This window comes from Marinobacter sp. B-12 (assembly GCF_056857915.1).
Genome location: NZ_JBSXOB010000048.1, coordinates 74,142 through 98,683, shown reverse-complemented (window position 1 = coordinate 98,683; position 24,542 = coordinate 74,142). Strand labels below are relative to the sequence as shown.

At 57.2% G+C, this 24,542-nt stretch carries 18 protein-coding genes; 6 read left to right on the top strand and 12 right to left on the bottom strand.

The genetic code is table 11. The features are described 5' to 3' along the window. Positions 1-11: 11 nt before the first annotated feature. From cobD to AC13D2_RS08940, 8 genes are all read right to left on the bottom strand, one after another. Positions 12-1,031 (bottom strand): threonine-phosphate decarboxylase CobD, encoded by a 1,020-nt coding sequence (cobD, locus tag AC13D2_RS08975; RefSeq protein WP_482938503.1) that lies wholly within the window; start codon positions 1,029-1,031, stop codon positions 12-14. 28 nt (positions 1,032-1,059) lie between these two features. Further along, positions 1,060-1,617: a cob(I)yrinic acid a,c-diamide adenosyltransferase gene (locus AC13D2_RS08970; RefSeq protein ID WP_420390937.1), complete on the bottom strand. Its 558-nt coding sequence runs from the start codon at positions 1,615-1,617 to the stop codon at positions 1,060-1,062. 42 nt (positions 1,618-1,659) lie between these two features. Further along, entirely contained in the window at positions 1,660-3,357 is a 1,698-nt protein-coding gene (locus tag AC13D2_RS08965) for a methylmalonyl-CoA mutase family protein (protein WP_482938502.1), read from the bottom strand. Further along, on the bottom strand, positions 3,344-4,324 hold the full coding sequence (meaB, locus tag AC13D2_RS08960) for a methylmalonyl Co-A mutase-associated GTPase MeaB (RefSeq protein WP_292046341.1): 981 nt from the start codon (positions 4,322-4,324) through the stop codon (positions 3,344-3,346). The genes AC13D2_RS08965 and meaB overlap by 14 nt, the downstream gene beginning before the upstream one ends. Beyond that, positions 4,325-5,746 carry a phenylacetate--CoA ligase family protein gene (locus tag AC13D2_RS08955; RefSeq protein WP_292046342.1) on the bottom strand — a complete coding sequence of 474 codons (1,422 nt, stop codon included), beginning with the start codon at positions 5,744-5,746 and terminating at the stop codon, positions 4,325-4,327. Between the two features lie 60 nt (positions 5,747-5,806). Next, positions 5,807-6,232, bottom strand: a complete 426-nt coding sequence (locus AC13D2_RS08950) for a cobalamin B12-binding domain-containing protein (RefSeq protein ID WP_292046343.1) — start codon at positions 6,230-6,232, stop codon at positions 5,807-5,809. Between the two features lie 15 nt (positions 6,233-6,247). After that, positions 6,248-6,940, bottom strand: a complete 693-nt coding sequence (locus AC13D2_RS08945) for a GntR family transcriptional regulator (RefSeq protein ID WP_292046344.1) — start codon at positions 6,938-6,940, stop codon at positions 6,248-6,250. Positions 6,941-7,151: 211 nt separating this feature from the next. Continuing rightward, positions 7,152-7,739: an NUDIX hydrolase gene (locus AC13D2_RS08940; RefSeq protein WP_007151652.1), complete on the bottom strand. Its 588-nt coding sequence runs from the start codon at positions 7,737-7,739 to the stop codon at positions 7,152-7,154. Positions 7,740-7,841: 102 nt separating this feature from the next. Between AC13D2_RS08940 and AC13D2_RS08935 the strand changes: the two genes are divergently transcribed. Beyond that, positions 7,842-8,390, top strand: a complete 549-nt coding sequence (locus AC13D2_RS08935) for an NUDIX hydrolase (RefSeq protein WP_036206490.1) — start codon at positions 7,842-7,844, stop codon at positions 8,388-8,390. Positions 8,391-8,410: 20 nt separating this feature from the next. On the opposite strand, the gene AC13D2_RS08930 is transcribed toward AC13D2_RS08935, so the two are convergent. Next, positions 8,411-8,722, bottom strand: coding sequence for a YqfO family protein (locus AC13D2_RS08930; RefSeq protein WP_292046346.1), 312 nt, complete (start codon positions 8,720-8,722; stop codon positions 8,411-8,413). Positions 8,723-9,188: 466 nt separating this feature from the next. Beyond that, the gene (gene purL, locus AC13D2_RS08925) at positions 9,189-13,094 is read right to left on the bottom strand and encodes a phosphoribosylformylglycinamidine synthase (RefSeq protein ID WP_292046347.1); all 3,906 of its coding nucleotides are present in this window, start codon (positions 13,092-13,094) and stop codon (positions 9,189-9,191) included. A gap of 536 nt (positions 13,095-13,630) precedes the next feature. Here purL and mltF point away from each other — a divergent pair. After that, the gene (gene mltF / locus AC13D2_RS08920) at positions 13,631-15,025 is read left to right on the top strand and encodes a membrane-bound lytic murein transglycosylase MltF (protein ID WP_482938501.1); all 1,395 of its coding nucleotides are present in this window, start codon (positions 13,631-13,633) and stop codon (positions 15,023-15,025) included. Here mltF and AC13D2_RS08915 read toward each other — a convergent pair. Continuing rightward, the gene (locus tag AC13D2_RS08915) at positions 15,020-15,487 is read right to left on the bottom strand and encodes a regulatory protein RecX (protein WP_292046348.1); all 468 of its coding nucleotides are present in this window, start codon (positions 15,485-15,487) and stop codon (positions 15,020-15,022) included. The two genes, mltF and AC13D2_RS08915, sit on opposite strands and share 6 nt — an antisense overlap. Before the next feature lie 185 nt (positions 15,488-15,672). Between AC13D2_RS08915 and AC13D2_RS08910 the strand changes: the two genes are divergently transcribed. Next, entirely contained in the window at positions 15,673-18,138 is a 2,466-nt protein-coding gene (locus AC13D2_RS08910) for a DUF349 domain-containing protein (protein WP_482938500.1), read from the top strand. 79 nt (positions 18,139-18,217) lie between these two features. Here the strand turns inward: AC13D2_RS08910 and AC13D2_RS08905 are convergent, their stop codons facing one another. Next, complete coding sequence (locus AC13D2_RS08905; RefSeq protein WP_292046350.1) at positions 18,218-18,481, bottom strand: late competence development ComFB family protein; 264 nt, start codon at positions 18,479-18,481, stop codon at positions 18,218-18,220. 188 nt (positions 18,482-18,669) lie between these two features. Here AC13D2_RS08905 and AC13D2_RS08900 point away from each other — a divergent pair, with 188 nt between their 5' ends. The 3 genes from AC13D2_RS08900 (at position 18,670) to AC13D2_RS08890 (ending at position 24,536) form a co-directional block, all read left to right on the top strand. Beyond that, positions 18,670-19,878: an acetyl-CoA C-acetyltransferase gene (locus AC13D2_RS08900; RefSeq protein ID WP_292046351.1), complete on the top strand. Its 1,209-nt coding sequence runs from the start codon at positions 18,670-18,672 to the stop codon at positions 19,876-19,878. 32 nt (positions 19,879-19,910) lie between these two features. After that, positions 19,911-22,061: a 3-hydroxyacyl-CoA dehydrogenase NAD-binding domain-containing protein gene (locus AC13D2_RS08895; RefSeq protein ID WP_292046352.1), complete on the top strand. Its 2,151-nt coding sequence runs from the start codon at positions 19,911-19,913 to the stop codon at positions 22,059-22,061. Positions 22,062-22,343: 282 nt separating this feature from the next. After that, complete coding sequence (locus AC13D2_RS08890) at positions 22,344-24,536, top strand: carboxy terminal-processing peptidase (protein ID WP_482938499.1); 2,193 nt, start codon at positions 22,344-22,346, stop codon at positions 24,534-24,536. Positions 24,537-24,542: the final 6 nt, after the last annotated feature.

Below are 24,542 nucleotides of genomic sequence, written 5' to 3'. Positions count from 1 at the left end.
TATGTGCTAAATCAATACAGATGGCTTAAATACAGCGCCTGGTCTAACCGGGTCCATTCCGGTTCCGAACCGGGCAATCCAAAACGCAGCGCTGCAGGATTCTCAAACTCCCGAACGAGGATTCCCCGCCGTGCGAGCTCGTCTGCAATGTCCGCCGCCCGGTCATGCCGAACGTACCTAAAAAGCGCCGTTCCAGAAGCTCCTTCAAAGCCATGCTTCGACAGGCAGTCCGCCAACCGCTGGCTTTCACTGTGCAGTCGCTCTATCGTCGCAGCTTGCCATTGGGTGTCCGCCAGCGCCTGGCCCATGACTGATCGCGCGGGGCCGCTGATTGACCAGGGCCCGATCATTGCGCGCAATCGGCGAATAATATCCGGGTCTCCCACCGCAGCTCCGGCCCGCAAGCCCGCCAGGCCGAAAAACTTCCCCAGGGATCTCAGGACGACAAGACCGGGTAAGTCGGTCGCATTCCCCACACTGAGCTCCGGGGTGGCATCGACGAACGCTTCGTCCACAATCAGCCACCCGCCACGACGCTGAAGCCGCTGATGCCAGCCCAGCAATCGGCCCGGCTCAACAGCCTGGCCAGTGGGATTGTTTGGATTGATCCACACCAGCACGTCCAGTTCATCCAGCCAGCTTTCGTCATCGTCCTCTCGCAGATCGTTGCCAATCTCGATCACGCGATGGCCGGCAACGGCCCAGTTGTGACCATGCTCCTGATAACCTGGCGACGGCACACCAACCCGGCAAGGCTGTCGTAGACGGGGCAAATGCATAATTGCCGCCTGGCTGCCGGCCAGGGCCATACATGCGGCAAGCTTCGGCGCACCCACCCACTGCCTGACAAGGTGCTCCAGGCCATCATCAGGCTCCGGCAGGCGACGCCAGACCTCGTCCGGGATCGCCGGAACAGGCCACCCATGCGGATTGATACCGGTGGACAGGTCCAGCCATTGACCCAACGGGATTCCCCGCGTCTTCGCAGCGGCGCGTAGTCGGCCACCATGCTCAGGCGTCGACAAACTCACGCTTCAGTGCCCTGCTCGTGGGCTAGCATTATTTACCCGGCACCCAAAGCACATCGTCCTTACCCTGGTTATTCGCGTGCCTGGCAAGGACGAAGAGTAAATCGGACAGCCGGTTCATGTATTCCAGAACCAACCGGCTGATGTTCTGCTCCTCCTGCAGGTGCGCAATGATTCGCTCAGCCCGCCGCGTCACGGTACGCGCATGGTGTAGGTGCGTTGCGGCTGCATTGCCCGCGGGCAGGATAAAGGAGCGAAGCGACGGAATATCCGCATTGAACCGGTCGATCTCCTGCTCAAGCTCAACGGTCTTGCCCTCGGCAAGCCTCAGTGGCGGGTATTTCGGGTTTTCGACGATCGGGGTGCACAGATCCGCCCCGACATCGAACAGATCGTTCTGGATGCGTGCCAGTATAACGTCCAGTTCGCCGTCCACATGCAGCCGCGCGAGACCAATCACTGCGTTGGCCTCATCCACTGTGCCGTAGGCCTCCACACGCAGGTCATGCTTGGCGACGCGACTACCGTCGCCAAGACCGGTATCGCCCTTGTCTCCGGTTTTCGTATAGATCTTGGTGAGCCTGACCATTCATCTCTCCCGTGAACCGGTTCTGTCAGTATCCGAAGCCGGTCAGATTACAGGTTTTTCGCGATAGGTTCCCCATATCCCTTTCAGGGTTTCAACAATATCGCCCATCGAGGCGCCCTCTTTCACCAACTCAATGGTGATGGGCATGAGATTGGCCGACTCATCCTCGGCCTGCTCTTTCAGTTGCCTGAGCATACTCTGGACTTTTTCCTCGTCGCGATTGTCCTTGACCCGGTTCACGCGTTCAATCTGCCGGCGTTCTGTTTCCGGATCGTGGGGATGGGTTTCGATCTCGACATCCTCTTCGTCCTGCACGAACATGTTGACACCGATAACCGGCCGCTCACCACTGGCCTTACGCAAGGCAAAATCGTAGGCGGAATCGGAGATGCCTCTCTGAAAGTAACCATCATCGATGCACTGAAGCGTGCCTCCGAGTTCCTCAACTTCATCGATAATCTTCCAGACTTCCTTCTCGATCTCATCGGTAAGATTCTCGACGTAGTAGGAGCCACCCAACGGGTCCACCACCTGGGTGATGTTGGTCTCGTAAGCGATGATCTGCTGGGTCCGCAGGGCGATACGCATCGCCTCTTCCGTTGGAATGGCGAAGGCTTCATCCATGCCGTTGGTGTGCAGGGATTGGGCGCCACCCAGTACCGCAGAAAGTGCCTGAAGCGCGGTACGGATCGGGTTGATGGTGTACTGCGGTTTGGTCAGGGTTGCCGCGGCAGTCTGGGCGTGAAAACGAAGCCGGCTGGCTTCCGGTTTCGTGGCGCCAAACTTTTCTCGCATGATTTTGGCGTACACGCGACGGGCTGCGCGGAACTTGGCAATCTCCTCGAAGAAATCCGCCTGGCTGACGAAGAAAAAGGACAGCCGCGGCCCGAAGTCGTTCACATCCACACCCGCGTCTATGGCGGTCCTGACATACTCCATGGTGGTCGCCATGGTATACGCCACTTCCTGGACCGCCGTCGAACCGGCCTCAGAAATGTGATAGCCGGAGATGTTGATGGGGTTGTACCGCTTCATGTTTTCGGAGCCGTACTGAATGCAGTCTCGCACCAGGCGAACCGACGGCCGCACCGGGAATATCCATTCCTTCTGGGCGATGTACTCCTTGAGAATGTCGTTCTGGATGGTGCCCGACAGGTCATTGAGATCGTATCCCCGCTTCTGCGCCAGGGCGATGTACATGGCGTAGAGAATCCAGGCTGACGGATTGATGGTCATGGATACCGAGATCTTGGTCAGATCGATGTCGTCGAACAATTCCTCCATGTCAGCAAGGGTGTCAATGGCAACGCCTTCACGACCTACCTCACCCTGGCTCATGGCATGGCTGGAGTCGTAGCCCATCAGGGTCGGCATATCGAAGTCGATCGACAGGCCGGTCTGCCCTTGGGCGATCAGGTACTTGAAGCGACCGTTGGTTTCTCTAGCCGTACCGAAGCCGGCAATCTGGCGCATGGTCCAGTTCCTGCCCCGATACATGGTGGGGTACGGCCCCCGGGTAAAGGGATACTGCCCGGGAAAACCAATGTCCTCGAAGGGGGTGTTTTTGACATCCAATGGTGTGTAGGTGCGTTTCGTCGGCATTCCAGACGCAGTGACGTACTCCGGTTTGCTCTCCGGCGCCCGCTTGATAAAGGACGACACTTCGTTCTGTTCCCACTGATCAAACTCTTTCTCAATGTGCTTCAGTGCAGCTGGGTCATACTGGTCAGTGCGCTTCATGAATAGTCTCCTTCATGGCTTTTAACAAGGTCACCGCGGCTCCATGGGGGTCCAGTTCGCGCTGGGTAACCTTCTTGAGCAGCTCTTCGGTCTGCGACCTGCTGTCACGTGCAAAATTATCCCGGACAATCTCTTCCGCAACCTTCACCACCCGCGTTAACGCAATCTGGTGCCGCCGTTGGGTGATCTCGCCACTTTTTTCCAGGTGTTCCGCGTGGCGATCAATGGCGGCCATCAACTCTTTAAAGCCGCTATGCTTTTCGGAACTGGTCGGCACCACCGGCACCCGCCAGATTCCCTCGCCCGGCTCCAGGCTCATCATCAGCATGGCCTTGAGTTCCTGAATGGTTTTGTTGGCATCCGGCCGGTCGGCCTTGCTCACCACATGGACATCGGCGATTTCCAGAACGCCAGCCTTGATGGCCTGAATGTCGTCGCCCAGCCCGGGCGCGTTGACGACCACGGTCGTGTGGGCGGCGCGGACAATATCGACCTCGTCCTGCCCCACCCCGACCGTCTCGATCAGGACCACGTCAAAGCCGCCGGCATCCAGAAGGTCAACCGCATCCAGGGCTGGCCTGGCAAGACCGCCCAGGGTTCCCCGGGTAGCCATGCTGCGGATGAAAACACCTGGGTCGGACACAAGGTCGCCCATGCGAATACGGTCACCGAGGATCGCACCGCCGGAATACGGGCTGGAAGGATCAATAGCAACCACGCCAACCTTGCGGCCGCTGGCCCGGTACTCCTGGACCAGTTGCGTGACAAGGGTGGATTTCCCTGCTCCCGGCACACCGGTAATGCCCACCACATGGGCGTTGCCAGTCGCTTTGTAAAGCTCCGCCAGGGCTTCGCGCACCTCAGCGTCACCGCCGTTTTCAACACGGGTAATCAACCGGGCGATAGCGCGAAGATGTCCTTCCCGCACGCGTTCAGCGAGCTTCATCGAGGGTATGCGGTTAATCATTTAACCCCCTTGCTTCTGGTTGAGGCTCTGGTAAAGGTCCCGGTCGTCAACGACACGCTGGGCTTTGAAGTCAGTACGAGGGAAGGTTTCTGGGTCAACCATGACAACCCGTGCCCGCACACCCAGCACTCGGCTCAGTTCAGCCTCCGCCTTCTCACCCAGGGATCTGACCGCTTCCGGCCCCCTGCCAGCGACCTCCTGGTTAAACTCCGCTTTGACAGCCAACTCATCCATAGAGCCGCCCCGTGAAATGATGATCCGGTGCTCACCGCCATAACCGGAAAGGCCTTCCAGAACTTCCGCAATGGCGCTGGGATACACGTTTTCACCGCGTATCTGGAACATGTCATCGATCCGGCCGTAGATGCCTTTCGGCAGTCTGGGATAGGTACGACCACAAGGATTGTCTTCCATCACCCAATGAGTCAGATCGCCGGACACCATCCGGATCATCGGCTGGGACGTTCTCTCGAGATGGGTGTAGATCGGCGTTCCCTGATCGCCGTATGGCACCCGGCGAAGGGTGTTGGGGTCCGCCACTTCGGTGTAGACCATGTCCTGCCAAAGCAGCATGCCCTCGGTCTCTGCGCTGCCAGAGGCGTGCATCCAGGGCGTCAGCTCCGCCATGGTTCCGCAGTCAACTACCTTGGCACCGTAGATACCCTGAATCTTGTCCCGGATCGACGGAATAGAGCCACCCGGTTCACCAGAGAAAAACAGCACCTTGATACCGAATTCTCTCGGATCCACCCCTTCCTCGCGGGCCACTTCTGCCAGCCTTAACGCGTATGACGGTGTTGAATACAGCCCGGCAGGTTTCATCATTCCGAGCCAGGTTACCGCTCGAGCGGTCATCCCGGGCGCACCAGCGCCGAAGGGAAAAGCTTTGCACCCCAGTCTTTCAGCCCCCATCAACGCCCCCCATGACCCCATGTAAAGGCTCAGGATCGCTGCCACAAACACCGTGTCACCGGGGCGCAACCCCATACCCCACATAATCCGGGCATGATTGTTGGCAATGGTTTCCCAGTCACGTCGGGAAATGCCAAAGGCGGTAGGTCGGCCGGTGGTACCGGAAGTACCGTGAATATGGTGGATGTCGCTTTCGGGGCAGCAGAGGTAATCGCCGAAAGGCGGATTTTTCGCCTGGGAATCTCGCAACTCCTGTTTGGTGACGACAGGCACTTCCTCAAAGTCTGCGAGGGTACGAATGTCATTGGCTTTTATACCGGCCTCGTCCCATTTGCGCTGATAGAACGGCGAGTGGTCGTAGGCATAGGCCATCACCTCGCGGATGCGCGCAACAATCAATTCATCGCGTTTTTCCGGGTCCATCGTCTCCCGGTCCCGGAACCAGTAGGGGCTGTTCGCGTCCGGAAAATAGTCGTTGCGATAATTGGGGGGAAAATTCCACTCTTCCATCGGAGACTCCTGATCTTGTTATTGGTTGTCGTCTGAGGAAATCTGCGGCCACGGCCCTGACTATCGGGAACCTCGATCTGCGACCATCTGCCGGAACGAATCAATGATTTCTTGTGGCGGAGTGTCCTGAAGGAGAATCTTGTGGACGCCCATCTGGTAGAGTTCTTTGACATCGTCGTCGGGGATGACACCGCCACCGGCAACGATCATGTCTTCGGCTTCCTTGTCTTTCAGAAGCTCCAGTACCTTGGGGAAAATGTGCATGTGCGCACCGGACAGCAGGCTGATGCCGAGGATATCCACGTCTTCCTGAATGGCAGCGTCCACGACCTCCTCCGGTGTGCGATGCAGTCCGGTGTAGACCACGTCCATGCCGGCATCACGTAGTGCACGCGCGACCACTTTAATGCCGCGATCGTGACCGTCGAGACCGATCTTCGCCAACATTACCCGAATCACAGCTGCGTTTTTGTCATTGTTTTGCATCGCATTCTCCTTGGATTAAATATTCGTGCTCCCACTTCTTTTCAGGGGTTCACGGCAAACTTGAATTTCTTTCTGAAGCCATTTTGATGCGGTTTCCACATGCTCTCTGGCAAGTGCTTCGGCAGTCCGTGCATCACCAGCCAATACCGCGTTCAGTATTGCCTCGTGCTCTTCCCAGATCTGTTTCTGGTTTTTTTCGACAATGAGAATGTCACTCATGACGCGCCTTACGTGGTTCCAGTGCGCCTCCATTGAATCAAGGATGAAGGTGTTGCCCGCCAGCTCGTAGATGAAACCGTGAAAGCGCATGTCAGCATCGATCAAAGCAGGGAGGTCGTGTGCTTTCCCTGCCGCGAAACCTTCGGCAATGATGTCCTCACCTCGCTTTCGCGCCCCGGCATCCACTCGCTGGGCCGCAAGCCCGGCACTCACCAGATCGATCCCACACCGGAACTCGTACAGCTGCGACACAAAACTTTCATCAAGCACCGACACCATCAGGCCCCGACGCCCTACCGCTGACAGAAACCCGTCGTCACGCAGACGCTGCATAGCCTGGCTTACCGGCAACCGCGAAACATCGAGTCTCTCGGCCAGTGTCTCCTGTGTGACGCGCTCACCCGGCTTAAGCAAGCCTTCGACAATGGCATTGACCACAGAGTCGTAAATCAGCTCCGGCAGGTTCTTCTCGGTTTGAATTTTTTTCATTGGTCACACCTCACGACGTAACTCCTTTTTGTCGTTTGCATACAGTATTCACCATGTAATACCTGATCGTTTTATAAACATATTAGACCTTGGTCTAATATTTGAGCATCCATAGGCGCACGAAACATCAGCGGCCCCCAGCAATAGGCCAGCTGACAAAAGCGAAAAAAGAGGGGATGAGAACTGGAACGGAGTGTTCGGGGGACGCTAATCAGCGCTTAGGAGGCGGCTCCAGCAAATCAATACCGGCGTCATAGACCGCATTGAGGAAATCCACCAGAACGACCGCAGACAGGCCCCATATCTGATAGCGTTCCCAACGATAACAGGGCACATAAAAGGTATTGTTGAGGAAGTTGAGCGGGTCTGTGCGCTCTCGATTGTCGTCCAGGAAAAATTCAACGGGCACCCGGAAGATACTATCGATTTCCGCCGGGTTAGCTTGCAGGGGGTGATCGCCGGGTATCACCCCAACGTAAGGTGTTACCAGAATCTGATGCAGCGACATTACCTGGCTCAGCGGCGCAATCAGTTCCACCTGGTCGGGTGGCAGTCCGATTTCCTCGTGAGTCTCGCGCAGCGCGGTGTCGGCCAGGGAATGGTCTTCCGGGTCCCGCCGCCCGCCGGGAAAAGACACCTGCCCCCGGTGAGTACTCAGGTTTTCTGACCTCAGGGTAAACACGATTTCAGGGTTTCCATGGTCATTGGTGACCGGGACGAGCACGGCTGCTTCGGGGTAATCCAATGTCAACAAACGGGGTACATAGCCTGACAGGCGTTTGGTGAGAAGATCGCGCAAAACACGGCTCCGTTAAGACTTCTGACTGTTGAATGAGACACCGGCAGCGCAGATAGTTACACTTGCTACCAACACACATTTGTCCAGTATATGGTGAAACAGATGAAATACTGCAGCACATGCGGCCATCCTGTCGAACAGCGCATCCCCCAGGGCGACAATCGCCACCGCTACGTGTGCATCAGTTGTGAAACCATACATTACCAGAATCCCCGCATCGTCGCCGGTACGGTTCCTGTCTGGAAAGGAAGGGTTTTGCTATGCCGCCGGGCTATCGAGCCGCGCTATGGTTACTGGACGCTGCCTGCAGGCTTCATGGAAAACTCGGAAACCACCCTCGAAGCGGCCACCAGGGAAACCCGGGAAGAGGCGCTTGCGGAAGTGACGGTGGACAACCTCTACACCATCATTCATGTGCCACACATCGATCAGGTGCACATGTTCTATCGCGCCACCCTCACCAGCGAAGACTTCGGGGCCGGCGAGGAATCGCTGGAAACCCAGCTGTTTGCGCTGGAGGACATTCCGTGGGATGAACTGTCGTTCCCCACGGTTCGTCGCACCCTCGAGCTTTATGTGGAAGACGTACGCAATGAGCACTTCCCTGTCCATGTGGACGACATTCGATACCGGATGGGGCCTCGCGCCTAAATATCCACGCCTGGCCGCCGCTACAGCGCTTCCATACGAAACACCTCGTAGGCGGGCTCTTCGTATGGATGCGCCTGTTTCAACGCTTGAAGTGCCGCCTGAATAAGGTCGTCCTTGCATACCAGCTCAACGCGGAATTCGTCCACCCGCTCAATTTCCCCGGTCTGGCCCAGAAAAGGCTGGCTGCCATCAAGCGGACGAAACTGCCCCTGACCTTTACATTGCCAGGCACAGCAGTCGTAATCGCCGATACGCCCGGCACCCACCTCGAACAGGGCGCTTTTGGTCGTTTCAAGATGACTCTCAGGCACGAAATAACACATCTTGTACATTCGTCAGATCCTCCCTTGAACACCGTTGTGTCAGAACAGAATCAGGCCACTCCGACACCCTTCCAACGGATAATTTTTGTACAGATTAAGCATTTAGACACTTACCCACAGAATCTGTGGATAACTCTGGGGAAAGTTTTTGGGAACATGTCCCCATCCCCCGGAATTACTGCACTTTCGTTAAATTGGCGACAAATTCACCTACTTAATTAATTCCTTTTATTTCATGTAGTTATAGTTGTCGAACAAAAAATGAACCTAAACCCAGTGCTTTGTACACATTGCGCACAGCGTGGCACCAGGAATGTGCATAAACCGTTTGAGTCAAGGGGATTTTCGCACTTATAAACAAAAATTTCCCTTGAAAATCCTTGGAAACTCCCGTCGCCAAAAACAAAAAAGCCGGCCCTGGATGAGTCACCTTTATGGTGCGTCCCGGGCCGGCTTTTTTAGATCAGGCTATGGCCTAGCTGAACCAACGCCTCGCATTACGGAACATTCGAATCCATGGCGCGTCTTCCCCCCAATCGGCAGGGTGCCACGAAAGCTGGGAGGTTCTGAATACACGCTCGGGATGGGGCATGAGGATAGTGACCCGTCCATCCCGTGTGGTAACTCCGGTTATGCCCGCCTCGGATCCGTTGGGGTTCCATGGGTAACGTGTGGTGACCTCGCCGCGGTTATCCACGTAGCGTAGCGCAATCAGTTCGCTATCACTCAGTTGCTCTGCAGACGTTCCGGCCGGGAACTCAGCCCTGCCCTCACCATGGGCAACCGCTATCGGCATCCTGGAACCGGCCATGCCCTCCATGAAAGCCGACGGAGAAGGGGGCACCTCCGCCATCACCAATCGGGCTTCGAACTGCTCCGACTGGTTTCGTACGAAGCGTGGCCAGTCTTCACTGCCGGGAATCAGTTCGTGCAGGTTGGACAACATCTGACAACCATTACATACGCCAAGCGCCAAGGTGTCCTGGCGGTTGAAGAATGCTGCAAACTGATCGCGAACCCGATCATTGAACAGGATAGACTTGGCCCAGCCCTCACCTGCACCCAGGACGTCCCCGTAAGAGAAGCCACCACAGGCTACCAGGCTGTTGAATCCTTCCAGGGAAACACGGCCAGAGAGCAGGTCGCTCATGTGAACATCCACAGACTCGAAGCCGGCACGGTCAAAGGCGGCCGCCATTTCAACCTGCCCATTAACACCCTGCTCCCGCAACACCGCCACTCGGGGCTTGGCCCCTTTGTTGATGTATGGCGCGGATATATCGTCATTGATGTCGAACGTAAGTTCCGCATGAAGCCCCGGATCACTGCTGTCCAGCAGGTTGTCGAACTCCTCCTGAGCGCAATCAGCGTTGTCACGGAGCGACTGCACGCGGTAGCTGGTTTCCGCCCAAAGACGCTGTAGATCCGCCCGCGGCCGGGATATAACCGCCTGCCCCTCAAAGGTATAGCGAATGTGGTCGTCCTGGTTGACGGTACCGATCACCGAAGTATGGTCACCAAGACCCGCGGCCGAAAACTGCTGCAGTACAAACCCGGTATCCTCCCGACGAACCTGGATCACGGCGCCAAGCTCCTCATTAAAGAGCTCACGAGCGAACTGGGACGTCTCTTCCGCAAGACCATCCAGTTTGATGTCGATACCGGTGTGGCCGGCAAAGCTCATCTCAGCCAGCGTTACGAACAGGCCACCATCCGAACGATCATGGTACGCCAGTAGCTTGCCGTCGCCATTGAGACCCTGAATAACCGCGAAAAACGCCTTGATGTCCTCTGGGTCGTCCAGGTCCGGTGCCACCGCACCCACCTGCCGGTAAACCTGCGCCAGTGCGGAACCACCCAGGCGATTCTGTCCCGCAGCAAGATCAACCAGGATCAGATCCGTCTCCCCGGCATCGGTGGCCAGTTGAGGGGTCAATGTCCTGTCCACGTCCGTCACCGGTGCGAAACCGCTGATGATAAGCGACAAGGGTGCCGTAACACTCTTTTGCTCGCCGCCATCCTCTTCCCAGACCGTCTTCATGGACATGGAATCCTTGCCCACCGGAATGGTGATACCCAGTGCAGGACAAAGCTCCATACCAACCGCGCGAACGGTTTCGTAAAGGTTCTCGTCCTCACCAGGATGCCCTGCCGCAGCCATCCAGTTGGCGGACAGCCGAATATCCGACAGTTTGGCGACGGGGGCGGCCGCCAGGTTGGTAATCACTTCACCCACTGCCATGCGTCCGGATGCCGGTGCATCGATAACCGCAACCGGCGTGCGCTCCCCCATGGCCATGGCTTCGCCGGCCTTCACATCAAAAGACGACGAGGTAACCGCCACGTCACTGACAGGCACCTGCCATGGGCCCGCCATCTGGTCCCTCGCGACAAGCCCGGTGATGGTCCGGTCACCAATGGTAATCAGGAAACTCTTGGAGCCTACGGACGGCAGTCTCAGCACACGATCTACCGCGTCGTTGAGATCGATTCTGGTGGAATCAAACATGGGTTTGGTGAATGAAGAACGCGAAACGCTGCGGTGCATGCGGGGCGGTTTGCCGAACAGAACGTCCATCGGCAGATCAACCGGGCGGTCGTCGAAATAGGAATCCCCGAGTTCGAGATGGTGGGCTTCGGTCGCTTCACCAATCACCGCATAAGGGCAGCGCTCACGGCGGCAAAGCGCATCAAACTGTTCCAGGTTTTCCGGCGCCACGGCCATCACGTAACGTTCCTGGGACTCGTTGCACCAGATTTCCAGGGGCGACATGCCAGGCTCGTCGCTGGGAATGTCACGCAGTTCGAAACGGCCGCCTCGGCCACCGTCCTTGACCAGCTCCGGCATGGCGTTGGACAGACCGCCTGCCCCCACGTCATGAATAAAGCATATGGGATTGTCGTCGCCCATTTGCCAGCACCGGTCAATCACCTCCTGGCAGCGACGTTCCATTTCCGGGTTATCCCGTTGCACTGACGCAAAGTCCAGGTTCTCGTTGCTGGAACCGGAATCCATGGACGACGCAGCACCGCCACCCAGACCAATCAACATGGACGGGCCGCCAAGGACGATCAACTTGGCACCAACCGGAATATTGCCTTTCTCCACATGGCTCGCCCGGATATTACCCAGGCCGCCGGCGATCATGATGGGTTTGTGATAGCCACGCACCTCTTCGCCACCGGCACCGGGCACCGCTTCCTCGAAGGTCCGGAAATAGCCGGCGAGATTGGGACGGCCGAATTCATTGTTGAAGGCAGCGCCACCAATCGGACCTTCAATCATGATATCCAGGGGAGAGGCAATTCGTTCCGGCTTACCGTAACCGATCTCCCAGGGCTGCGGATCATCCGGAAGATTAAGGTTGGACACGGTGAACCCGCTAAGGCCCGCCTTTGGCTTGGAGCCACGCCCGGTTGCCCCTTCATCACGGATCTCACCACCAGAACCGGTTGCAGCACCGGCCGCCGGCGCTATCGCGGTCGGATGGTTGTGAGTTTCCACTTTCATCAGGATATGAATATCTTCCTCATGATAGCGATAGACACCGGTTTCCGGCTCGGGGAAGAAACGTCCCCCACGGCTGCCGGCAATGACCGACGCATTGTCCTTATAAGCGGAAAGCACGCCCTCGCTGTTCATCTCAAAGGTATTGCGAATCATCGCAAACAGGGATTTTTCCTGCCCTTCGCCGTCAATATCCCAGGAGGCGTTGAAAATCTTGTGGCGGCAATGTTCCGAGTTGGCCTGCGCGAACATCATCAACTCGACGTCGGTGGGATCACGCTCCAGGTCCGAGAAAGACTTTACCAGGTAATCGATCTCGTCTTCCGCCAGCGCCAGGCCCAGTGAACGATTGGCATCTACCAGTGCCTGCCGCCCGCCAGAAAGCACGGGAACCCGGTTAAGGGTGCGCGGCTCGTCGGTATGGAACAACAATTCCGCACCGCCCATCTCGTGGAAAACTTTCTGGGTCATGCGGTCGTGGAGCAACCCCGCAATCTTCTCCCGCTGCTCGAGGCTCAGCTTGCGGTTGGCTTTCACGTAATAGGCGATGCCCCGCTCAATCCGACGAATCTGCCGCAAGCCACAGTTGCGGGCGATGTCCGTCGCCTTGCTTGACCAGGGTGAAAGGGTACCCGGACGCGGAACCACCAGGAAAAGGACGCCATCAGGCTCCTCGGCGGGAACGCTGGGACCGTATGCCAGCAGGCGATCAAGTACCGCCTGATCGGATTCGGACAGTGGGAACTCCAGATCCGTAAAGTGCATGAACTCGGCATACACATGTTCCACCGCAGGCACGACGTCCTGGATGCGGGTATGCAGCTTGCGGGAACGAAAGGGCGAGAGCGCGGGAGCGCCGCGAAGTTCAAGCATGATCAAAACCTGTACGCGCGAGACTGGGAGCCGGTGCAGCATCCTGTGTTCCGTACCGACGGAGTACAACGTAAACAGGAAAAGGCCGGCCATCTGAAAGGCCGCAATGATACTTGAAACAGACACCGGGATACAGCGTCAAAAGGTTATAAACCGACCGCTATAATTTACATTGTTTTGCACATTAATTGAGCAGCTTCATTGACCACCCCGGGGTGACCGGGGATCATTACAGATGAGCCAGGGAGGCTCCGTATTGAGTGAACATCGGTTAAACTCACCAAAGCTGCGCTGGCATGCCACTTGCTGCTTATTTGGTAACGCAAGAAGTGCGAGCGAGGTAGCAGGGAGTGATCGGACATCAGGGGATCTACCGTAACACTCAGCGTCCTGCATCAAGGGAGTTCAGGAATTTGCCTAAAAACCGTCGTCAGCCGTACACGGCCATCGCGAAATACACCTGCCTACTGTCAATAATCCTGACAGTTGCAGGATGTTCAAGGCCAAGCACTCTTCAGGAAATCCGTTCTGAGGGAGTGCTTCACATTATTACCCGGAATGCCCCCTCGGTTTATTTTGAAGGCCGTGACGGCCCCACCGGATATGACTACGAACTGGCGCGCCTGTTCGCAGAGGATCTGGGCGTTGAACTCAAGGTTCGCGTCGCGAAGGACAACACCAGCGTGCTGTCGATACTTGATCAGGACTATGCCCACATCGGTCTGGCAGGACTTTCCTCGCGCCCTGATTTTCAGCAGCGTTACCAAAAGGTTGCCAACGGCATCGAAGCCGAATCCGTCGTGGTCTATAACCGCGAAGTTGACCGCCCGGACTCCCTGGAAGATCTGGAGGGACAGACTATCCACCTGGTGGCGGACAGCAATCACGAACATCAACTGGAACAGTTCAGTGCCAACAACAGCGGCCTTCAGTGGACCATGCACGCCGGTCTGGACGCCGCTGGCATCCTCTCACGGGTGGAATCCGGCGAGTTCCCGCTGGCCATCGTGTCTTCCAATGAGCTCGAGTTGAACCATGTATTCTTCCCGATGGTGAAGAGCGCGTTCAGCCTCGGAGAGGCTGAGCCATTACTGTGGCTCTTTCCCAATGAGCAGGACCAGAGCCTGGCAAATGCCGCCGAACAGTTTATTCACAAGCTGCGGGAAGACGGCACTCTGGCACATATTTCCGAGCGGTTTTATGGTCATCTCGACCGCCTGGACTACGTTGGCGCGCGAACCTTTGTCCATCACGTCGAAAACCGACTGCCTAAATACGAAAGCCTGTTCCGCGATTACGCCACGACCTACGACCTGGATTGGCGACTGTTGGCCGCAATGGGCTACCAGGAATCCCACTGGCGCCCCAATGCTGTCTCTCCTACCGGTGTTCGCGGACTGATGATGTTAACGCGGAACACAGCCAGCCATATTGGTATCAACAATCGTCTCGATGCCGAGGAAAGCATCCAGGGTGGCGCCAAATATTTCACGATCGTACACAGCCGGGTCCCAGATCGCATTCCGGAACCGGACCGAACCTGGTTTGCCCTCGCCTCCTACAACGTTGGCTGGGGCCATGTGGAAGATGCCCGCAGGCTGACCGAGGGTGCCGGCAGAAATCCTGACCGCTGGATGGACGTCAAGGAATTCCTGCCACTGCTGGCCCAGAAGGAATGGTATTCCAAGACGCGGTTTGGCTATGCCAGGGGGCACGAGCCGGTAATCTACGTTCAGAATATACGCCGCTACTACGATTTCCTGGCCTGGCTCACGGAACCCACAGAGGTAGCGGAATCGGAGGAAAAGCCCTGGTTTAAAGAGCTGGAGGGTATGGAGAAGATCGTCGGGCCCGACAATGGAGAGGGAAACAACAGCGACATCAGGGCGTCGCTGCCAGAGGAACTCGGTTTCGTTCCACCAACGCTATAGCCTCTGATCAAGCGCGTTTTCCACGTGTTCCGAGGAAAACCCCCGACGGGCAAGAAAGCGAGCCTGACGGGCCTTTTCATCCCAGTCATCGCGAATATCGCAGAGCCCGAATCGTTTTTCCCGAAGCGACGTCGCCCGATCGGACCAGTCCGTGTCATTCATCGCCCTGACGCAGAGCGGCGTCTCCTGGATGCCCCTTTGCTGGAGTTCAGCCTGTATTCTTAGCGGTCCATAGCCCAGATCCATCCGCTGCCGGGCGTAGACCTCCGCGAATCGCTCATCACACAACCAACCTTCGGCTTCATAGTCGTCCAGAACCTGTTCAATCACATCCGATTCGATCTTCCTCTGCTTGAGCTTCAGAGCGAGCTCCAAACGGCTGTGTTCCCGTCGGGCGAGCAGACGCAGCGCGGCAGAACGCGCCTTGTGGTCCTGATCTTCCGGATTTGATGCTTTTCCCATTCAGACTCTTCCCGAAAATGCCGACAAAACGCTAGACTAGCCCCCACCTAATACAGCTGACCATTCAATTTCATGGATCGATCAGCTGACGTACCCGGCACCCGGAGCTCCGGAGAACGCCGATGGCTGGTGCCTGCTTACTTTGCCGACACCGGGAACTGGTTTCAATATCAAAGGATAACCCCATGGCCGCATTCATCCAGAAACTGTTTGGAAATCGCAAGGCAACCGCGACTGCCGTTACCGCTCGCAAGGAAGCCACGAAAGAAGAGGCCGACAGGACAACCAGGCAGGATGACCAGCGAGAGCTGCAGGCAAAAGCACTAAAAGCCAACCCGACCGAAGGCGAGCTCGAGGAACTGGCCATTGGCGGCCTGACAGCGGGTATACGCAGCGAGGCCGCGGAAGCACTGACTGAAAAAACCACCCTGCAGCGCGTCCAGAAGCTTGCCAAAGGCAAGGACAAAGGTGTCTATCAAATCGTTCGCCAGAAGCTGCAACGTATTCGCGACGACGAAGATCGACAACGAAAACTGGCCGAAACCATTCAAACCATCGTGCGCCACGCGGTTGAGCAGGCCCGTAGCGACGACACGAAATTATTTGAGGCGCGCCTGGACGCCCTCCTTCAGAAATGGGCTGATGTGGAAGCTCAGGCCTCACAGCAACAAACCACAGAGTTCCTACAGGCTGTTCACAAATGCCGCGAACGGCTGCGCGAGATGCAGGCCGAAAAGGATCAGCTCAGGCATCAGCAAGAGCAAAAAAGCCAACGGGCGGAAACGCTGTCCTTACTGGAAGACACCCTTGACGAACTGAAACATCAGGATCCGGACCTGGAACCCTCTCTGGCCTCCCTGGATGCCTTGCAGAAAACCCAGGAAAACCGCTGGCTGGAAGCCACCCGGGACGCCCAGGTGGAGAAACAGGAACAGAAAACCTATGAGAACCTGATGCAGTCGCTGCGGAGTTATATATCCGCAGTCAAGCGCCTGGGCCAGCACCGCGACGAGATCGCTGCATTGCAGGCCACCGACAGCAGTGACACCGATGATAGCAAGCTGACCGATCAAGCCAGTGCGATACTGGAAAGTGTCGACTGGCCCCGCGATTTCCGGCGCCCCACTGTGCTGGATGCTCTGAACCGCATTGCAGGAAAACCCCGCCCTGCAAAAACCGACAAACCAGACTCTGAAGAACACAAAGCCATGGCTTATTCGCTTCGGCAAGTGCTGGATAAGTTGGAGGAAGCTCTCGACGCCAAGCAGTTGAAGGAGTCCCGTCAACACTTCAAGGCAGCACAACAACTCGCAAAAGGCCTCGATCATCGCCATGGCAAATCACTGCAACCAAGAATGCACCTGCTCGGCGGCCAGCTTCGCGAGCTGACCGACTGGCAGGGCTTTGCAACGCGCCCGAAACAGGAGTCGCTGTGCGAACAGATGGAATACCTGGCCAATCAGCCCATGGAACCGGAAGCCAAGGCCGAGCGCATCAAGGAACTGCAGAACGAGTGGCGGGGCTTGGGCGGCTCTTCCGATCGTGACCTGTGGTCACGGTTCAAGCAGGCCTCTGATCAGGCCTATGAACCCTGCAAGGCCTATTTCTCTGCCAAGTCCGGGCTAAAACAGGCAAACCTGGAAACCCGAAAGGCGATTTGCGATCAGTTGGGTACGTTCCTCGACAACGCTGATTGGAGCAGTATTGACTGGAAAGCGGCTGAACGCATACATCAGACCGCACGTGAAGAGTGGAAAGCGGCCTGGCCCGTGGAATTTCGGGATAATCGCCCGGCTCAGAAACGATTCGACGACTTGCTGAAACAGCTTGAGGCGCCGTTGGATACCGAGCGCAAGAAAAACGAAGCCCTTAAACAAAGCATCGTTGAGCGAGCGGAAGCCCTGATTGAACACGAGCCTCTGGGCGATGCCATGAATCAGGCGAAAGCGCTGCAAACGGAGTGGACGAGCATTGGTATTACCCGACACCGCGAAGACCGAAAACTGTGGCAGGCGTTCCGCAAGGCCTGCGACCAGATCTTCGCACGGCGGGATGCCCGCAGGGACGAACAGGAACAGCTTTCCCGTGAGGCGGATGAAAAAGCGGGACCGATACTTGATGCCTGCCAATCGGCGAGCGCCGACAGCAGCCTCGACGGGCTCAAAGCGACACTGTCTGAACTTGACTCCCTCAGGAATGAGCCTTTGTCTGCGGACAGCAGAGATCGGGTCGGTCAGGAACGCAGTCGCCTTTCGGGGCTGGTTTCGACCCGCCAGCTACAGGAACAGATAGATACCTGGAAAAGTTGGATCAATTCCCGGAGTTCGAGCGCCCTGGACAGCGAACTACTGCCGCAGCATTGGGCCGGTCTGGCTGCCGAAGTAGGTCAGCCAGACCCGGTAGAACTGGTGATTCGGGCGGAGATACTGGCGGAAGTGCCGTCACCGGCGGAAGATCAGGGCCGTCGCATGGAAATTCAGGTACAGCGACTTGCCGAAGGCATGGGCAACACGTCTTCGGACAGCGACAAATCAAGGCAACTGGAAATGCTGGTTGCCAACTGGTGTGTGGTTCAGCCAGTGGATGTTGTCAGTGAGGCCCTGGCTGAACGGCTTGGCAAGGCGTTGGAGGCTGTGCTGCGCGAGAGCTAATCGGCCTGTTGATGAGTCTTTATGCGCGCTGGTGGTTCTTCACTCCCGCTGATGGCTCTTCATTCTCGCTGACGGCTCTTTATTCACGCTGATGGCTCTTCACAAACTCCCTGGCCTCCCGAACGGCGGTCAGGGCCTGTTTTTTCATGGTGTCGAGTTCGCCGTCGGCGAGGTAGAACATCATATCGATGCTGTGTCGATAGTATTTGGCTGGTAGCCGATTCAGGGCCACACACATCACGTCGGTCAGGTAGTCCTGGCTATCACCATCCTTTTTCGTTTCATCAATGGCCTCCGCAACCAGCGGCTCGTAGAAATTATCGATGGTATCTCTCAGGGACATCGCCTAACTCCTGCTTGTGATGGGAACCTGTCTACACCATATCGCTCCCACCTGAAATTGTCATGACCGGAGTGAGCAGTTTCGCCAATTCGATTGGCAGTGCTCGTCATTACGCGCACCCGGCACGACCCGCTATGGTTACCCTTTGCAACGCTATTACTGAGTCAACGACCAACAGAGGACAGGAAATGACCACCGAAGCCTATATCTTCGATGCGGTTCGTACGCCCCGGGGGCGCGGGAAGAAAGACGGCGCCCTGCACAGCGTTAAACCCATTACCCTGCTGACCACCGTTCTTAAAGCGCTACAGGAAAGAAACAGCCTGGACACCGCCCAGGTGGACGACATCGTTATGGGCTGCGTGACCGCCGTTGGCGATCAGGGTGCGGATATTGCCAAAACCGCCGCCCTGGCTGCGGACTGGGACGAAGTGGTAGCCGGTGTCACCCTGAACCGCTTCTGTGCGTCTGGCCTTGAGGCCGTCAACCTGGCGGCGATGAAGGTCCGTTCCGGATGGGAAGACCTGGTGGTTGCCGGCGGTGTTGAAGGCATGTCTCGCGTACCCATGGGTTCCGATGGCGGTGCCTGGGCCACGGACCCCGCCACCAACCTGCACACCGGCTTCATGCCACAAGGCATCGGTGCGGACCTGATTGCGACACTTGCTGGCTTCAGCCGAGAGGATGTAGATGGATTCGCCGTGAAATCACAGCAAAAGGCCGCCAACGCCTGGGAAAAGGGCTATTTTGCAAAATCCATCGTCCCGGTTACCGACCAGAATGGCGTGATGATCCTCGACCGCGACGAACATGTTCGCGGCAACACCACCCTGGAATCCCTGTCCCGCCTCAAACCCTCATTCCAGATGATGGGTGAAATGGGCTTCGACGGCGTCGCCCGGGAAAAGTACCACTACGTGGAGAAGATCAATCACGTGCACCATGCCGGTAACTCCTCCGGGATTGTGGATGGCGCCACGGCGCTCCTTATTGGCAGCGAAGCCAAGGGCAAGGCCATGGGGCTCAAACCCCGAGCACGCATCCTGGCCTCAGCGGTCACCAGCACCGACCCCACCATTATGCTGACCGGGCCTGCCCCAGCGGCTCGCAAGGCGCTGGAAAAAGCCGGCATGACATCGGACCAGATCGATTTGTTCGAAGTAAACGAAGCGTTTGCCTCCGTGGTGATGCGCTTCCAGAAAGAGTTGTCGGTTCCGGACGAAAAAGTGAACGTGAACGGCGGCGCCATTGCCATGGGCCACCCATTGGGAGCCACGGGCGCCATGATCCTGGGTACCCTGCTCGACGAACTGGAGCGGAGAGAACTGCGCTACGGCCTGGCCACCCTGTGTGTGGGTGGCGGAATGGGTATTGCCACCATCATTGAGCGCGTCTGAGCCGACGACTGATTCTGAGAGGAGAACCGAATATGAGCGCCATTCACTACAACCTGGGTTCGGACCAGATTCTGACCTTGACCATCGATATGCCCGGCCAGTCCGCCAACACCATGAACGCCGATTTCCGAGCGGCACTGACAGAGACTGTGGGCAAGGTTAAAAGCGATCTCGACACTATCCGCGGAATTATTGTCACCTCCGCCAAGAAAACCTTCTTTGCCGGCGGAGACCTGAAAGAGCTGCACAAGGTAACCCGGGAGGACGCCAGTGCCTTTGAAGACATGGTCAACGGCATGAAAGCCGAAATGCGTGTCCTCGAAACCAGCGGCAAACCCATCGTGGCAGCCATCAATGGCTCTGCCCTCGGTGGTGGTCTGGAAATCTGCCTGGCGTGCCATCACCGGGTGGTGCTGGACGACGACAAAATCCAGCTTGGCCTTCCGGAAGTCACCCTTGGATTGCTACCCGGTGGAGGCGGTACTCAACGCCTGCCCCGTATGATCGGTCTGGAAGCGGCCTTCCCTTTCCTGATGGAAGGCAAGAAGGTAAACCCGAAAGCGGCACTCAAGGCCGGCATTGTTGACGAACTGGCCTCGTCCATCGACGACATGATGGCCAAGGCCCGGGCCTTTATCGACGCCAATCCAAAGAGCCAGCAGCCTTGGGATCAAAAAGCCTTCAAATTCCCTGGTGGCGCTCCCCACCACCCCGCCATGGCCCAGAAGCTGGCCATTGCCCCGGCAATGCTGAAGCAGAAAACCAAGGGCTGCTACCCGGCTCCAGAGCGTATCCTGTCAGCCGCCGTGGAAGGCGCCCAGGTGGACTTCGACAACGGCAGCCTGATTGAAACCCGTTATTTCGCAGAGCTGGTTATTGGTCAGGTCGCCAAGAACATGACAGGCACCTTCTGGTTTCAGCTCAACGCCGTCAACGCGGGTGAAAGCCGCCCCGCAGGCGTGGAGAAAGAAACCTTCCGCAAAGTGGGTGTTCTGGGTGCCGGGATGATGGGCGCCGGCATCGCCTACTCCACCGCAAACCGGGGCGTGGATGTGGTCCTCAAGGATGTATCCGCGGAAAACGCCGAAAAAGGCAAGGCTTATTCCGAGAAACTGCTGGCGAAAAAAGTCAGCCGCGGGCGCATGACGGAAGTTCAGAAAGCGGAGGTACTGGACCGCATAACGGCCACCGATTCCGCCGACGACCTTGAAGGCTGCGACCTGGTCATCGAAGCGGTCTTTGAAGACAGCAACCTGAAAGCAAAAGTGACCCAGGAAGCAGAAGCAAAACTCGCTGAGAACGGCCTCTTTGCCTCCAACACCTCCACCATCCCCATTACCCAGTTGGCCAAAGCCTCGGCTCGGCCCGAAAAATTCATCGGGCTGCACTTCTTTTCGCCGGTGGACAAAATGCAGCTGGTGGAAATCATCGTGGGTGAGAAAACGTCTGACGACACCCTCGCCCGCGCCTTTGATTACGTCCAGCAGATCGGCAAGATCCCCATTGTGGTCAACGACAGTCGCGGATTTTTCACCTCACGCGTGTTTGGCACCTTCGTCAATGAGGGCATCGCCATGCTGGGTGAAGGCATCCATCCGTCCAGCATCGAAAACGCAGGCGTACTGGCCGGCATGCCGGTGGGCCCGCTGGCGATTTCTGATGAAGTCAGCATGACCCTTATGCAACATATCCGCGACCAGAGCAAAAAAGACACGGAAGCGGCCGGTCAAACCTGGAGCGCGCACCCGGCGGAAGCCGTCATCGACCAGATGGTCGGCAGCCACGGCCGCAGGGGCAAGGCCGCCGGTGCCGGCTTCTATGAGTACCCGCAATCCGGAAAAAAACACCTCTGGCCGGAGCTGGACACGTTGTTTGTGGACCAGGAAAAAGCCCGGAATACTGACCTCCAGGAGCTGAAAGACCGCATCCTGTTCATCCAGGCCATCGAAACCGTACGCTGCCTGGAAGAAGGGGTGCTCCGGACCGTTGAAGACGCCAACATTGGCAGCATTTTTGGTATTGGCTTTGCCCCCTGGACCGGTGGTGCGATTCAGTTCATCAACCAATACGGTGTAAGGGCTTTTGCGGAACGGGCAAAGGTTCTGGCCGAGCGCTTTGGTGAACGATTCAACCCGCCTCGCCTGTTGTTGGACAAGGCAGAACGCAACGCCGTCTTCGAGTAACCAACCCGCGTCTCCTGCCGGAGCTTCATCTGCGCGCTCCGGCAGGGGTTCACTACAGGTTTCACGCTGGCCCCCGCGTTCACAAATCTGACGACTTCATGGACAGATTGTCACGTATCGAAACTTCCCCGCTATGGCAACCGGTTCTGTGCTTGCCTACAATAAAACCATGAGCCAATCCAGCGATACCCGGAAAACGCGTAATCAACTGCCAGCGGCCGCTCATCATGGGCCCCTCTCCGCAGCGCCCGGTATCGTCCACACCGTCAGGTAACAAAGCTTATGAGCATCGCGGAACGATTTGTCACCCGTTACAGCACGACCATGGGTGGGGTCATGCCCGGCAAAAAAACCTTTGCCCTGGCTCTCACGCTCGCACTTGCGGTGCCTGTATCGGCCAAGCTGGACACCGAAAAGGTCTACCAGCCGGTGTCCCCAACGGTGGAGCAGGCCCGCGCCAACATATTGATTGCCCGTCAGCTGCAGTTCACCCATTTCCGCGATTTGAGCATTAACGACTCGCTGTCTGGCGATGTGTTTGACGCTTACCTAGATTACCTGGATGGCCAGCGCGTCTACCTGACGCAGAAAGACATCGACAAGTTCAGTGCGATTCGGCTGGGGCTTGGCTCGGCGCTCAAAACAGGTCAACTGCAACCGGGCTTTGATATCTACAACCTCGTTCAGCAACGCATCATTGAGCGCCTCGAATTCGCTCTCAACCTGATCGACAACGGTATCGACAAGCTCGACTTCAGTGCCGACGAACGCATCCTGCTGGACCGGTCCGACGCCGATTGGGCCGCCGACAGGGAGGCACTGGACGATCTTTGGGTACAAAGGATCAAGAACACAGTCCTGGCCCAACGCCTCAACGACTCCGATGACGAATCCATCAAGGAGGCGCTACATCGTCGCTATGAAGGCCAGTTGAAGCGCGCCTACCAGGCTCGCAGCGAGGATGCGTTCCAGGCCTACATGAACGCCTTCGCGGGGATGTGGGACCCACACACCTCCTACTTTTCACCGCGCACCTCCGAGAACTTCAACATCAATATGAGCCTGTCCCTCGAGGGCATCGGCGCGGTGCTGCAGTCGGACAATGAATACACCAAGGTGGTACGCCTGGTGCCGGGTGGGCCCGCCTCAAAGCAAGGCCAGCTTGAGCCGGCAGACCGTATCGTGTCGGTCAAGCAGGACAATGAGGAAAAGCCCGTCAACGTCATTGGCTGGCGCCTCGACGAGGTCGTGGATCTGATTCGCGGCCCCCGCGAATCCACGGTGACCCTGGAGGTTATTCCCGCCGACGCCGCGGATGAAACCGTCACAGAAACCATCGCCATTGAGCGGGACAAAGTGAAGCTGGAGGAACAAAGTGCCAGCAAGGAAGTCATTGAGTTCGAACGCGGCAATAGCACTTACAGCATCGGCGTCATTAACATTCCCACCTTCTACGCCGACTTCAAGGCGATGCAGGATGGCGATCCCAACTACAAAAGCACCACCCGGGATGTTCGCAAACTGATCGACGAGCTGAAGGCGGATGGCGTCGATGGCGTGGTGATGGACCTCCGCAACAACGGCGGCGGTGCACTTCATGAAGCCAACGACCTGGTTGGCCTGTTCATTGAGGAAGGCCCCACTGTGCAGATTCGTAACTCCAACAACGACGTACAGGTACTCAATGACGAAGACCCGTCCGTTGCCTATGACGGGCCGATGGTGGTGCTGGTCAATCGAATGAGCGCTTCCGCATCGGAGATTTTTGCCGGCGCCATCCAGGACTATGGTCGGGGCCTTGTGGTTGGATCCCAAACCTTCGGAAAAGGCACGGTACAGGCCGTTCGCCCGCTCAATCACGGTCAGCTGAAAATCACCCAGAGCAAGTTCTACCGAGTGTCCGGTGGATCAACCCAACACAAAGGAGTGATTCCAGACATTGAAATCCCGTCGCGCGTGGACAAGACCCGTATCGGCGAGGATGCGCTGGATCACGCGCTGCCCTGGGACCAGATTGAAGCCGTGCCACATGCGCGCTACTTCGACTTCAGCGGTATTATCGATGAACTCCGGAAGCGTCACGATACCCGGTTTGAAGAGAACCCGGAGTTCAGCTTGCTGCAAAAGGAAATCGAATTCCTGAAGCAGCAACGTGAACAGGAATACGTCAGCCTGAACCTCGAAAAGCGCAAGGCATATCAATCACAGATCGAGAACACTCGTTTGACCATCGCCAATGCACGCCGTGACATACGCGGTGAAGAAGCATTCGAAAGCCTGGACGCACTGGACGACTGGCAGGACGAACAGGCGGCGGAACCAGACAGTGCAGATGACGAACTGGATTTCATTATCCGCGAAGGCGGAAACATCATGGCGGATATGCTTGAGCTGGACCAGCGCACGGCGTCCATACTGACCCCGAAGCAGATCACCGCCCAGGCGGACACGCTGAGCGGCAAGTCAGGCCAGTAACGGGTC